Source organism: Flavobacterium chryseum (assembly GCF_004362015.1).
GTDB lineage: Bacteria > Bacteroidota > Bacteroidia > Flavobacteriales > Flavobacteriaceae > Flavobacterium.
The window spans coordinates 616,903-632,117 of sequence record NZ_SNWW01000001.1; the positions used below are offsets into that span (position 1 = coordinate 616,903).

Annotated in this window: 7 protein-coding genes; all 7 read left to right on the forward strand. The window is 36.8% G+C overall.

Annotation, left to right across the window (positions count from 1 at the left end; translation table 11 throughout):
- Window positions 1-28 precede the first annotated feature (28 nt).
- The 7 genes from EV143_RS02560 (at window position 29) to EV143_RS02590 (ending at window position 15,214) form a co-directional block, all read left to right on the forward strand.
- Window positions 29-3,142 carry a SusC/RagA family TonB-linked outer membrane protein gene (locus tag EV143_RS02560; protein ID WP_133506418.1) on the forward strand — a complete coding sequence of 1,038 codons (3,114 nt, stop codon included), beginning with the start codon at window positions 29-31 and terminating at the stop codon, window positions 3,140-3,142.
- A 12-nt stretch (window positions 3,143-3,154) separates the two neighbouring features.
- The gene (locus EV143_RS02565) at window positions 3,155-4,756 is read left to right on the forward strand and encodes a RagB/SusD family nutrient uptake outer membrane protein (RefSeq protein ID WP_133506419.1); all 1,602 of its coding nucleotides are present in this window, start codon (window positions 3,155-3,157) and stop codon (window positions 4,754-4,756) included.
- A gap of 17 nt (window positions 4,757-4,773) precedes the next feature.
- Window positions 4,774-5,631: a hypothetical protein gene (locus EV143_RS02570; protein WP_133506420.1), complete on the forward strand. Its 858-nt coding sequence runs from the start codon at window positions 4,774-4,776 to the stop codon at window positions 5,629-5,631.
- A gap of 87 nt (window positions 5,632-5,718) precedes the next feature.
- Window positions 5,719-8,208, forward strand: coding sequence for a glycoside hydrolase family 2 TIM barrel-domain containing protein (locus EV143_RS02575; protein WP_133506421.1), 2,490 nt, complete (start codon window positions 5,719-5,721; stop codon window positions 8,206-8,208).
- A gap of 30 nt (window positions 8,209-8,238) precedes the next feature.
- Window positions 8,239-10,641: a glycoside hydrolase family 31 protein gene (locus EV143_RS02580; protein WP_133506422.1), complete on the forward strand. Its 2,403-nt coding sequence runs from the start codon at window positions 8,239-8,241 to the stop codon at window positions 10,639-10,641.
- Window positions 10,642-10,943: 302 nt separating this feature from the next.
- The gene (locus tag EV143_RS02585; RefSeq protein WP_133506423.1) at window positions 10,944-12,947 is read left to right on the forward strand and encodes a glycoside hydrolase family 97 protein; all 2,004 of its coding nucleotides are present in this window, start codon (window positions 10,944-10,946) and stop codon (window positions 12,945-12,947) included.
- A gap of 110 nt (window positions 12,948-13,057) precedes the next feature.
- Window positions 13,058-15,214: a glycoside hydrolase family 3 C-terminal domain-containing protein gene (locus tag EV143_RS02590; protein ID WP_133506424.1), complete on the forward strand. Its 2,157-nt coding sequence runs from the start codon at window positions 13,058-13,060 to the stop codon at window positions 15,212-15,214.
- The last annotated feature ends 1 nt before the right edge of the window (window position 15,215 follow it).

Genomic DNA, 15,215 nt, shown 5'->3' on the forward strand with positions numbered 1-15,215 from the left:
ACTATAAATTTAACCAATCTTAATTATTATGAAAAGCAATTATTGTATAAAAACAACACTGCTTCCGTTTTGTATGGCGCTGCTGCTAAGCGTTTTTACAATGCAATCAGGTTTTGCTCAGGATCAATCAAAATTTGTGAGCGGAAATATAACATCAGCAGATGATAATATGGGAGTTCCGGGTGCGACAGTTTTGGTGGAAGGAACAAAAATTAGTACTGCAACTGATTTTGACGGACTATATAAAATTGAAGCTAAAACCGGAGACGTACTGGTATTTAGTTTTATGGGATATAAAACGCAAAAAATTAATGTTGGAGCAAATAGAAAAATAAATGTAACCATGCAGGCTGAAACTGCTGAACTTAAGGAAATTGTGGTTATCGGTTACGGTACACAAAAGAAAAAGGTAAACACGGCAGCAACATCATTAGTCTCTGGAAAAGACATTCAAAATGTGGCCAGTCTTGATGTTGTAAATGCTTTGCAAGGTCAGGCTTCGGGAGTAAATGTTACTTCAACTTCGGGACAACCGGGAGCTGGAATGGCAGTAAACATTCGTGGAGTAGGAACGGCAGGAAACAGCACACCGCTTTATGTAGTTGATGGTGTAGTTGTCGACAACGGAATTGGATATCTTGATCCTTCTTCTATAGAAAGAATCGACGTTCTTAAAGATGCTTCTGCAGGATCTATTTATGGTGCAAGAGCAGCAAACGGAGTTATTTTGGTAACAACCAAAAAAGGAAAAGATGGTAAAATGAATGTATCGTTTAACTCTTATACAGGTTTTCAGCAAGTAGCTAAAAAACTGGATTTATTAAACACACAGGAATATACTACTATTATGAACGAAGCTCGTGTAAATTCTGGTTTAACACCTTTATATACACCGGCGCAGGTTGCAGCGATGCCAAATCATGACTGGCAGGATGATTTGTTTAAAGACGGTGCAATAAAACAAAATCACTCGCTTACGATTAGCGGTGGAGATAAAAAATCTACAATTGCTACAGGATTGTCTTATTACGGACAAGAAGGTATGATTGGAGGAGCAACAAGTCAATCGCAATACGATCGTATTACATTTAATGTAAACTCAACTTCTGAAGTGATCGAAAACCATTTGAAAATTGGAGAGAATTTCTCTTTCGCCAATATCAAAAGTTCTGGAGTTGCAGATCAGGGAATTTATAGCAATGCAATCAGAAGCTTCTTAAACGCAGCTCCAATTGATGTTGTTTATGATGCAGACGGAAACTTTGCACATTCTGTAGTGGCTCCGGATGTTAGTAACCCGGTTGGGTCATTATATTACAATAACTTTAATGAAACAAAATCAAACCGTTACGTAGGGAATATTTTCGCAGAACTAAAATTCTTAAAAAACTTTACATACAGAACGAGTTTTGGTGTTGATATGACTGATAGTAACTACCGTTCTTTCAGACCGGTTTATTCTCTTTCAACAACAGATAATAATACTGTATCAAGTGTTACTCAAAATGCAACCAAATCATTAGGATGGATTTTTGAAAACACATTACAATACAAAGCTACTCTTGCCGGAGTACATAATTTTGATGTTTTAGTAGGTACTTCTGCTAAAAAGAATACTTCAGATTTTATGGAAGGTACAGGGAAAAACTTAACTTTTGATGATTTCGATCACGCTTATTTAAGCAATGCTACAGATCAAACATCAAATACAGTAAAGGGAAACCGTGCAGATTATGCGATTCAATCGTATTTCGGACGTTTATTGTATGACTTCAATAACAAATATTTATTTACAGCAACAATAAGAAGAGACGGTTCATCAAACTTTGCACGTTCAAGCAGATACGGAAATTTCCCTTCAGTTTCTGCAGGTTGGAATGTTGATAAAGAAAGCTTCTTCCCGCAAAATAAAGTAGTAAACAATCTTAAAATTAGAGCCAGTTGGGGACAAAACGGAAATGATCAGATTCCTGCTTTTTCTTATTTGTCAACCATTAGTACTTACAACAAAAGTTATCATTTTGGAACAGGAACTGAAACATTGCAAACAGGAGCAAGCCCTGATCAACTTTCTAATCCTCGCTTAAAATGGGAAACTTCAGAACAAACCGATTTAGGTTTTGACGCTACATTATTTACTAATTTTACTTTAACGTTCGATTATTACGATAAAAAAACAAAAGACTGGTTAGTACTATCTTCAATTCCTGTTTATGCAGGAGCAACAGCGCCGTATATTAACGGAGGTGATATTCAAAATAAAGGTATTGAACTTGCTTTGGCGTATCGTACTAAAATTGGAAAAGACTGGAATTTTTCTGTAAACGGAAATGTTTCTCACAATGAAAATAAAGTATTAAGAGTTGCCAACAGCGAAGGAATTATTCACGGAGAAACAAACTTATTGTTTCAGGGAACAGATGAGATGAACCGTGTTGAGGTTGGTCAGCCAATTGGTTATTTCTACGGATTAAAAACGGCAGGAATTTTCCAAAATGCCAGTGAAGTTGCGGCAGGTGTACAACCAAATGCACAACCTGGAGATGTTCGTTTCGTAGATTTAAACAATGACGGAAAAATAGATGCAAACGACAAAACTAAAATCGGAAATCCAAATCCTGATTTTACTTACGGTTTAAACTTTGATCTTTCGTACAAAGCATTCGATCTTTCTGTTTATACATACGGAGTAGCAGGAAACCAAAACGTTTTTGGTGTTCACGACCCAACGCGTCCTTACACTAATAACACTACAGAAGTTTTAAACAGATGGACAACAGAAGGAAGTTCTAACAAGATTCCAAGAGTTACTTACGGAGCAGATACAAACGGGAACTATACAAAATTCTCTGATTTATATGTTCAGAATGCAGATTTCTACAGAATTAAAAGTGCAACTATTGGATGTGATTTTACAAAATTAACAAACAAGTTAAACTTCTTTAGTAAATTTAGAGTGTATGTTGCTGCTAATAACCTGTTTACATTTACCAAATACCAAGGGATGGATCCTGAAATTGGATTTGGAAACAGTAACAGAGATAGTAGCGGGAATTTGACTCAGCCATGGGCAAGAGGAATTGATGTTGGATATTATCCACAGCCAAGAACGTATATGATGGGTCTTAATGTTAACTTTTAAATTATGAAAACGATGAAAAAATATATAAAACTATTAGCCCTTTCAAGCCTATTTGTATTAGGAGCTTGTTCAGATGATTTTCTGGATACAGAATCTTCTACAAACAAGGATGAATCTAACTTTTATAAAACTCTGGATGATGCTTATGAAGGATTAGTTGCTGTTTATGACGTATTGCAGCGCGAAGCTTATGGCGGACCTTTATTAATTAGTGAACAAGCTTCTGATAATTGTTTTGGAGGATATGGAACTGCTGATGCTCAAACAGATATTGAATGGGATCGCTTTTTATATGTGAGTAATAAAGACATGAACTCTGATGTTTGGAAATATGCTTACCTGGGAATTTACAGAGCAAATATCTTATTAGAAAACCTGGACAAAGTAAACTGGGGAGCTAATACAGCATTAAAAACAAGATACGAAGCAGAAGCACGTTTTTTAAGAGCGCACTTTCACTTTACAGCTGCAAAAATGTTCGGAGATATTATTCCTTTAGACCATACTGTAACTACAAGTGAGTTTTTATTGCCAAGACAATCGGCAGAAGTTACTTATGCTTTAATTGCAAGTGATTTAAAATTTGCTGCTGATAATTTAGGACCTGAAAACTATTCACAAAAAGGAAACGCTAATTACGGACGTATTACAAAATGGGCTGCCGAAGCTTATTTGGCAAGAACATTTTTGTTCTACACAGATTATTATAAAAAAGCTGATTTAGCTGGTGTCGTTACAAAAGCACAAGCTACAACTTATATCAATGATGTGGTAAGCAATAGCGGACACGGATTGGTTGCTGATTTTGCTAATCTTTGGTTAGCAGCTTCTTTCGCAAACTTTGCAGGAGAAGATAATACAGAAATGGTTTGGGCTGTTCGTTTCAACGGTTCAGGAAAAGGAGACTGGAATTTAAATGAAGGAAACCGTTTTCAGGTAAATATTGCACCACGTGGCGGAAGTATCGGACCATATGCAACCGGTTGGGGAGGCGCAACGGTAAATGCTAAATTATATGATGCTTATGCTGCTGGCGATACGCGTAGAGATGCAACAATTATCAGTTACAATACAGAACAGTATAAAGGAGCACCTTTAAATTTTGATCCGCAAGCAAGAGACCAACGTCAATACACTGGATATTCTTGGAAAAAATATTGCCCGATTACTAACGATGCAGGAACTGCAATTGTAGAAGCAAACGGAGGAAATTTCCAAATTGATAACTATCAGGATTATGCAGTAATTCGTTTTGCAGATGTATTGCTTATGGCTGCAGAATTAAATCTATCTACTAATTCAGCTTTAGCTATTGATGATTTTAACAAAGTTCGTGACAGAGCTTTTAAAGACACTACACATAGAGCGACAACTCTTGATAAAGGAGCTATCATGAATGAGCGTCGTTTAGAACTAGCTCTTGAAGGACAACGCTATTTTGATTTAATCAGACAAGGTATGGATGTCGCTAAAGGAGCAATTGACAATACTGTTACCGGTACAAATCAGTTTGATGTAACTTTTAGATCAGAAACTTTAGGTTGGTTTCCGTTACCGCAATCGCAAGTAGTACTTTCAAACGGTACTATTAAACAAAATCCAGGTTGGAATTAATTAAAAAACAAATGATTATGAAACGTATACTATATATATTAATAGCTGCAGTAACCATAGGTTCATTATTATTTTCATGTGAACCTGTTGAAGATCGCGAAAGTTTAGACGCCATTACCTTAACGCCAGCGAACACAAAATTTTCAGTTACTCAAAATCCTGCAAATGATCATGAAGTAATTCTAAAGAATCAGGACCCAAATGTAATTCCATATTGGAAATACGTTGATAGCAAAGGAAATGAATTAGGACATTCTAATAAAAACGATGATAAAGTAGTATTTCCTTTTGGAGGAACCTATAATATTTATTACACCGCTTATACAAGAGGAGGTTCTGTAGATGCAACAGCTCCTGTATCTGTTACGGTTGCAGCAAATGATGAAACTTATTTTAGTGATCCTAAGTGGGCAATGTTAACAAATGGATCTGCCGGTAAAACTTGGGTTTTAGATTTTGATAGTCCAATAGGCTGGGCTGGTTTAGATTTTCCTGCTGCAAGTGGAGATAACTGGAACTGGTATCCTGATTATGCAAGCAATTCATGGGTTATGCCTAACAAAGACTGGGGAGAAATGCGTTTTGACCTTTCAGGAGGATATAATGTTACTGTAAAACAGACTGCTCAAACGACTGCTGCTCAAACTACCAAAGCGGGATTATTCGCATTTGATATGGCAAATAATAAAATGTCATTTTTAAATGGTGCAGAATTGCTTTACGGAGGAGATTATTATCCGGATGTAAGCAACTGGAGTAGCTTAAAAGTAATTGAACTTACACCAACTTCGTTACGTTTGTCTGTTCTGCGTGATCAAAGCAGAACTGGTGAAGGAAAAGCACAAATCGTTTTCCACTACAAACCAAAACCGTAATTCGTTTAACATACTAAACTACCGACAGGTGATTGTAAAAGTCACTTGTCGGTATATTTATATTTTTTCAATTAAAATAATTCCCGTATGAAAGAGAAAAGAAATAATTTAAGTAACAAATTGTCATTAGTACTGATAATCGGAATTATACTTTTTGGCTCTTGCAGCAAAAAAGATGATGCTTTTGTGAACCGAAAAGTTTCTTTTAATTCAAATTGGAGCTTTCACCTAAATGATAGTTTAATAGATAAAGATACTATTGGAACTTCAACAAAATGGAGAACCTTAAATGTTCCGCATGATTGGAGTATCGAAGGAAAATTTGATGAAAAAAGCCCTGCAGGATATGGTGGAGGATCGCTTAACGGAGGTTTAGGATGGTATAAAAAAACATTCAAAATAGCTTCTGAAGATATAAATAAAACAATAACAATTGCCTTTGATGGTGTTTACAAAAACAGTGAAGTTTGGGTAAACGGACATTATTTAGGAAAACGTCCGAACGGATATATAGGTTTTCAATACGAGATTTCTCCCTATCTAAATTACGGAGACAAAAACAACGAAATAATTGTAAAGGTTGACAATTCAAAACAACCAAACTCACGTTGGTATTCAGGTTCAGGAATTTTTAGAAATGTCTGGATTCAAACTACCGACAAATTGCACGTTGCACAATGGGGAACTTACATTACAACCCCAAAAGTTACTGCCGAAAAAGCTTCAGTTAATTTTGAAACTACCATTCAAAATCAAAACTCAGTTTCAAAAAAAGCAACAGTAACAACAACTATTTTTAAAGAAGATATAAAAGTAACATCTGTTACGCAAGATATAACGATCAGTGCCAATGCCAATCAAACCATAAAACAAGCTGCTCAGGTTGAAACTCCAATTTTATGGTCTGTAGAAAAACCGGAACTGTATATTTCAGTTACCGAAATTTCAGTAGATGATAAAATTGTAGATCAATACAAAACCAGTTTTGGAATCAGAGATTTTAAATTTGATACTGACAAAGGTTTCATCTTAAACGGAAAACAAGTAAAAATAAAAGGAGTTTGTTTACACCACGATTTAGGTGCGTTAGGTGCTGCGATTAACACGCGTGCGATCGAACGTCAGTTAGAAATTCTGAAAGAAATGGGCGTAAACGGAATCAGAACCACACACAATCCGCCCGCTCCGGAACTTTTAGATCTTTGTGATAAAATGGGTTTCATTGTCATGGATGAAGCATTCGACATGTGGAAACAAACCAAAACCAAATACGACTACGGAAATGATTGGGACAAGTGGCACAAAAAAGATCTAATCGATCAATTGCTTCGCGACCGCAATCACCCAAGTATTTTTATGTGGAGTATTGGAAATGAAATTCCCGAACAATGGAACGAAAATGGCGTTGCGATTGCAAAAGAATTAGCTGCAATTACACGTCAGTACGATAAAACGCGTCCGATTACAGCAGCGATGAATCCGCCGGTAAACATGAATCTGGATGGTATTAATTTACAGTTTGATAAAGCAGCAGTTCAATACAATAAAATCGCAGCTTCTGGTGTATTAGATATTATTGGCTACAATTATGCACATCAAACGTATGAATATCATAAAAAGAATTTCTCCGGGATACCTTTCATCGCAACCGAAACAACCTCGGCTTTAGAAACGCGTGGTTATTATGATGCTACTTCAGACTCCATAAAAAAATGGCCTGTAAGATGGGATCTTAAATTTACAGAAGGAAATCCGGGCAATACCGTTTCAGCTTACGATCAGGTTCAGGCACCTTGGGGTTCTACACACGAAGCCACTTGGAAAGTGATTAAAAAACATGATTTTCTTTCAGGAATGTACATCTGGACAGGTTTCGATTATATCGGAGAACCAACTCCTTATGAATGGCCGTCAGTAAGTTCGTATTTCGGAATTGTAGATTTGGCCGGTTTCCCCAAAGACGTTTATTATATGTATCAAAGTGAATGGACGGATAAAACTGTGCTGCATCTTTTTCCACACTGGAACTGGAAAGCCGGACAAACCGTAGATGTTTGGGCCTATTACAATAATGCAGATGAGGTTGAACTTTTCCTTAACGGAAAATCAGTTGGAGTTCGCAGTAAAAAAGGAGACGACTTGCACGTAATGTGGAAAGTTCCTTTTCAGCCAGGAACACTAAAAGCTGTTTCCCGTAAAAACGGAAAAACAGTGCTCGAAACCGAAATTAAAACAGCCGGAAATCCATCACAATTAAAACTAACAGCAGACAGAAGTACAATCAAAGCAGATGAAAATGATTTATCATTTGTAACTGTTGATATTTTAGACGACAAAGGAACTTTAGCGCCAAATGCCAATAACGAAATCAACTTCTCTTTAAAAGGAAATGGAAAAATCGTAGGCGTTTGCAGCGGAGATCCGGTAAGTCATGAATCATACAAAGGTTTAAAACATACAGCCCTTAGCGGAAAATGTTTAGTCATTGTTCAGTCCGGCGATAAAACCGGAAGACTCGAATTGACCGCAAAAGCAAACGGATTAAAACAAGCCACAATTGTAATTACAGCAGAATAACCACAAATAAACAAACTTAAAAACCACACAATGAAAAAAATACAGATAGCCTCCTTATCTCTATTCATGGGTTTTGGATTGTTGCTTTCGCCAAAAGCAGCAGCACAAATTCAGAACGCAGATGTGCTTAATGCTCCGATAGATATCAGCAAAGATTTTCAGAATTACCTGAACACGTTTTATTTTGCCGATGAACTTGCAGCTTTTGATCCTGCTACAGGAAAAGGGACAATAAAATATTTGAGATATAATTATAAAACACGTCAGGCTTTCAACAATATGATGATGAAGCCGGACTCTGTTCCTGCAAACGAATTCCCGACGACAGAATACGAAGCTTCGCCATTGTTGCCATTTGAGATTCAGTTTATTTCTGATAGAACAATCCGAATCAAAACCACTTCAGGGCCACAGTTTCATCCCCAAAAAGAATCTTTAATGCTAGTTGACGGCGTTGCGCCAAATCACCCTGAATTATGGAAATATTCTAAAATTGAAGGTGGTCACAAATACACAAGCAAGCACGGAGTTGTAGAAATTCTGGTAAAACCTTGGCACGTAAAAATCTACGATGAAAAAGGAAAACTACTGACCAGTACACTTCACGATACCGATTTTAAAAATACCTATACACCAACACTTCCATTCTCGTACGTTCGCAGAAACAGCGATTATTCAAAAAGTATGGGAGCCGCTTTTAGCTTAGAACCAGACGAAAAAATATTTGGTTGTGGAGAATCTTTCACACAATTCAACAAACGCGGACAAAAAGTAGTGTTATGGGCAGATGATGCCAACGGAATTCAGAATGAAACCATGTACAAACCAATTCCGTTTTACATGAGCAGCCGCGGTTACGGAGTTTTTATGCACCATTCTACACCAATTACAGTTGACTTTGGAAGATATTATTCAAGTGCCAACGAAATGTACATTGGAGACGACGAAGCCGATTTGTTTTTCTTTATTGGAGAACCAAAAGACGTTTTAGACCAATACACAAATTTAACCGGAAAAGCTGCAATGCCGCCACTTTGGTCATTTGGTTTCTGGATGAGCCGTATTACGTATTTCTCTGAAAAAGAAGGACGCGACGTAGCAAGAGATTTACGTAAATATAAAATTCCAACAGATGTTATTCACTTTGATACAGGTTGGTTTGATGTAGACTGGAGAAACAATTACGAGTTTGCAAAAGCCCGTTTCCCCGATGCACAAAAAATGATGACCGATTTAAAGAAAGATGGTTTTCAGGTTTGTTTATGGCAATTGCCTTATTTCTCACCAAAGAATACGTTGTTTAATGAAATCATGGATAAAAACTTAGCCGTAAGAGACCGCAAAGGAAACCTTCCGTACGAAGATGCCGTTCTTGATTTCTCAAATCCGGAAACCGTAACATGGTATCAGGCAAAACTGAAACATTTATTCGATCAGGGCGTAGCGGTTTTCAAAGTTGATTTTGGAGAAGCAGCACCGCCAGACGGAATTTACCATTCAGGAAGAACCGGTTTTTACGAACACAATTTATACCCGTTACGATACAATAAAGCAGTTGCTGAAATTACACAGAAAGAAAAAGGATACACTTTAATCTGGGCCAGAAGTACTTGGGCAGGTTCACAACGTTACCCTTTACATTGGGGTGGAGATGCCGAAACGACAAACGGTGCAATGTCGGCAGAATTACGTGGCGGCCTTTCATTAGGATTAAGCGGATTCAGTTTCTGGAGTCATGACGTAGGAGGATTTGCAACAAAATCACCGGAGAATTTATACAGAAGATGGGCACCATTCGGAATGTTCACGTCACATGTAAGAAGCCACGGAGAGCCTCCGCGTGAACCTTGGTTGTACAGCAAAGATTTCTTAGAAGGATTTAGAAAAGCAGATAATATGCGTTACGAATTAATGCCATATATCTACGCTCAGGCCAAAGAAAGTTCTCAAAAAGGATTACCAATGATGCGTGCATTATTTGTAGAATATCCAAATGATCCGGGAGCCTGGTTAGTAGATAATGAATATTTATTTGGATCAAGTATTTTAGTTGCACCACTTTTTGAAGAAGTAACAGAAAGAGATGTTTACCTTCCGGAAGGAACCTGGATCGATTACCAAACTAAAAAAGTGTACCAATCTGGATGGCATAAAATCAAAGCGGGCGAAGTGCCAATTGTAGTGTTAGTAAAAGACGGAACTGCATTACCTCACATCGCTTTGGCACAATCTACAAAAGATATGGACTGGAGTAAATTAACGCTAAAAGTATATGCAAGCGACAATACAACTTCGGCGACAGCCAAAGTATTTTTGCCAAATGATACAGCAGTACAAGAAATTAAAGTTACCAAAAACGGAAACAATTTTGATGTAACTACAAACCCATTAAACGGAAAAACCACTTTCAAAACAGAGTGGGAAAAGAATTAAAAATTGAGAATTAAAAATTAAAAATTTGCTGAATCTGCAAAATCTGCGAGAAAAAAAATAAACACATAGAAACATAGGATGTAGTGAACTTATAAAGAGTAATCAAAAAAGCACGCTTTTACACATAGCTATGTGAGTTAATGCAAGTGAAACGCCTATTTTAAGTCTACAAAATCTATGTCTCTATGTGTTTAAAATATTGAACCCAATAAATAAAAATTAGTTTAGTTTTAGTTTAGTTTTAAATCGGATGAGGTTGAGCGCGTCATCCGATTTATTTAAGATGATTCAAAAAAAATATCATGAAAAATAACATAATACTCTCCGCTGTTTTACTTTCAATTACGATTGGTTACAGCCAGAAAAATAAAAATGCTTACGAATTGGCTTCGCCAAACGGGCAAAATAAAATCAAATTCGAGTTAGTAAAAAATGCACCAAAATATGCTGTTTCACACGGAAAAACCGAAGTGATTACACCATCAGACATGGGATTTTTATTAAAAGGAAATGAAAGTTTAAGCACTGATTTCGAAATCAAAAGCGTAAAAAATTCGACTTTTGATGAAACCTGGGAACAAGTTTGGGGAGAAAAGAAAAACATCAGAAATCACTACAACCAATTATCGGTTCAATTACAGCAAAAAGGAAAAAACAAACGTAAGCTTGAAATCCAATTTCGTGCGTTTGATGATGGAGTTGCTTTTAGATATGTCTATCCAAAACAAAATGTAAAAGACAGTATTTTCATTATGGATGAAAAAACGACTTTTAACCTAAAAGAAGATGGAAAAGCATGGTGGATTCCGGCCAACAGAGAAAACCGTGACGAATATCTTTTTAAAGATGCTCAGGTTAGCACTTTAGATACCGTTTTGACACCACTAACAATCGAAAGCAAAAGCGGATTAGCATTGAGTTTTCATGAAGCCAATTTGAAAGATTTTGCAAGTATGACTTTAGTAAACACAATAGGAACACAACTAAAATCAGATTTAGTGCCGTGGTCAGATGGTGTAAAAGTGCGTGTAAAAGATACCTTTACTTCTTCATGGAGAACGATTCAAATTGGAGAAAATCCATCAGAATTAATTACGTCTTATTTGATTTTGAATCTGAATGATCCAAACAAATTAAAAAATACAAGTTATTTCAAACCGTACAAATATTTCGGAATCTGGTGGGGAATGCATATTGGGAAATATACTTTTTGGGAAAGCGACAAACAAGGCGCAACAACCAAACATGCCGAAGAATATATTGATTTTACGGCAAAAGAAGGATTTCATCATTTGTTGATCGAAGGGTGGAACAAAGGCTGGACACCGGCTTGGTATGAAAACCACATGCACATGTTCAGTTTCACAAAAAGCGCAGACAATTTCGATTTTGAAAAAGTAGTGGAGTACGGAAACAAAAAAGGCGTAGCACTTATTGGTTATCATGAAACAGGTTCAAACTTAATTAATTACTTAAAAGAAGTAGACGAAGGTTTTGCCTTATACAAAAAACTGGGAATGCATTCGGTTAAAATTGGTCACGTAGGTTCTAAATTGAATATGAAAGAAAATCACTTCGGACAATTTGGAGTAAATTATTTCAGATATATTCTTGAAAAAGCAGCGCAATACGACTTAGCCGTATTATATCACGAATCAATAAAAGATACGGGAGAGCGCAGAACTTTCCCAAACATGGTTTCAAGAGAAGCAGCACGTGGACAAGAATACAACGCCTGGAGCGAAGGAAATCCGCCAAATCACTTAACGATTATTCCGTTTACAAGATTGCTTTCTGGACCAATGGATTTTACACCCGGAATTTTTGATGTTGAGGTAAAACAAGGTTTCCCAGGAAAAAGAGTGCACGGAACAGCAGCGCAACAATTGGCGTTGTACGTTACGATTTATGCACCAATCCAGATGATGGCAGATCTTCCTGAAAACTACGAAGGAAAACCAGCTTTGCAATTCTTAAAAGATGTTCCAACAGATTGGGAAGATACTAAAGTATTAGAAGGAGCAATTGGACAATATATCACAACCGTTCGTAAAGACAGAAACAGCGCAGACTGGTATTTAGGAACAATTACAAACGAAAACGCAAGAGACGTAAATGTTTCATTGTCATTCTTAGATCCAAATGCAACTTATGAAGCTCAGATTTATGCTGATGCAGAAGGAACTGATGAAACACACAATCCGTCTGCAATTGCAATTTCTAAGAAAACAGTTAAAGCTTCAGATTCATTAAAATTACATTTAGGCGGTGCTGGCGGAACAGCAATTAGATTTAAAAAATTATAGATATAGATTGTCAAACCCGACAGGTTATTAAAACCTGTCGGGTTTATTTAACGGAACGATTAGATTTAAAAATTATAAACCTTCGGGTTAAATAACCACAAATTTTTTAAATGAAAAACCTCATTCTGCATATCGTCTTTCTTTTGTCCATCAATTTGGTAATGTCACAGCAAAAGCAATATCCTTTTCAGGATCCTAAATTAGATACTGAAAAGCGTATTGATAATTTGTTGTCGTTAATGACGCTTGATGAAAAGGTTCAGGCCTTAAGCACAAATCCGTCGATAAAAAGATTAGGTGTTACAGGAACAGGTCATGTAGAAGGATTGCACGGTTTGGCACTTGGCGGACCGGGAGAATGGGGCGGAAAAAATAAACCACCATTAACAACCACTACTTTTCCTCAGGCTTACGGTTTGGGAGAAACCTGGGATGTTGATCTATTGCAGAAAGTAGCACAGGTTGAAGGTTATGAAACACGTTATGCTTTTCAAAAATACAATCGTGGAGGCTTAGTCGTTAGGGCTCCAAATGCAGATATTGCAAGAGATTCGCGTTGGGGTCGTACCGAAGAAAGTTACGGAGAAGATGCTTTTTTTAACGGAACAATGACCGTTGCTTTCGTAAAAGGACTGCAGGGAAATAATTCGAAATATTGGCAAACGGCTTCGTTAATGAAACACTTTCTGGCCAACAGTAATGAAGACGGCAGAACCTATACTTCATCTGATTTTGATGAAAGACTTTGGAGAGAATATTATGCTTTGCCTTTTCAAATGGGCGTTGTAGAAGGAGGATCGCGCGCCTACATGGCAGCCTACAATAAAGTAAACGGAATTCCGGCAATGGTACATCCGATGCTGAAAAACATTACACAAAAAGAATGGGGCCAAAACGGAATTATTTGTACCGATGGCGGCGCATTCAAATTGTTGCTTTCAGATCATAAATATTACGCAGATAAATATCTTGGAGCTGCTGCAGCGATAAAAGCAGGAATCAATCAGTTTTTGGATGAATATACAGAAGCAATTTATGGAGCACTTTCGCACGGCTATTTAAAGGAAAAAGATATTGATGCCGTTATTCGTGGCGATTATCGGGTAATGATTCAACTGGGAATGTTGGATGTTTCAGAAGATAATCCGTATGCGAAAATCGGAACGGGAAAAGATACGATTGATCCGTGGAAAACCGAAGCACATAAAAAAATCGCTTTAGAAGCAACTCAAAAATCTATTGTATTGCTTAAAAATGATACTGGATTATTGCCTTTACAAAAAGAAAAACTAAAAACAATTGCCGTAATCGGACTTCGCGCTGACGAAGTGCTTTTAGACTGGTACAGTGGAACGCCACCGTATGTTATTACACCTTTGCAGGGAATTAAAAATAAGTTAGGCAACAATGTAGAAATCCTTTATGCCAAAAATAACATAGACGGCAATGCAGCGAAAATTGCTAAAAAAGCAGATGCTGTAATTGTAATTGTGGGAAATCATCCGGTTTGTAATGCAGGTTGGGCAAATTGTCCCGTTCCGAGTGAAGGAAAAGAAGCTGTCGATCGGCAATCGCTGACTTTAGAACAGGAAGATTTAATAAAAGTCGTTTATCAGGCCAATCCTAAAACAGTTGTAGCTTTAATTAGCAGTTTTCCCTACGCTATAAACTGGACACAAGAACACGTGCCGGCAATTGTGCACATGACCCAAAACAGTCAGGAAACCGGAACTGCTCTAGCCGATGTTTTATTTGGAGATTATAATCCCGCCGGACGTTTAACGCAAACATGGGTCAAGGATATTACAGATTTGCCGTATTTATTAGATTATAACATTCGAAATGGCAGAACCTATATGTATTTCAAAGGAAAACCTTTATATGCTTTTGGACACGGATTAAGTTATACGACTTTCAAATACAATTCAATTGAAACAAACTCAGAAACTATTGGCAAAAATGGCGAAGTAAAAGTTACCGTTTCAGTTACCAATACTGGGAATAAAGACGGAGACGAAGTCATTCAGTTATACGTAAAACAATTAAATTCAAAAATAGAACGTCCTGAAAAAGAATTGAAAGCATTTCAAAGAGTTTTCTTCAAAGCGGGAGAAACGAAAAATGTTTCTTTGGCTTTAAAAGCAAAAGGTTTAGAATATTGGAATACAGCAAAACAACAATTTGAATTAGAAAATAATATAATTGAAATTCAGATAGGAAGCGCTTCGGATAACATTCTTCTGAACAAAAAAATAACAGTGAAATAAT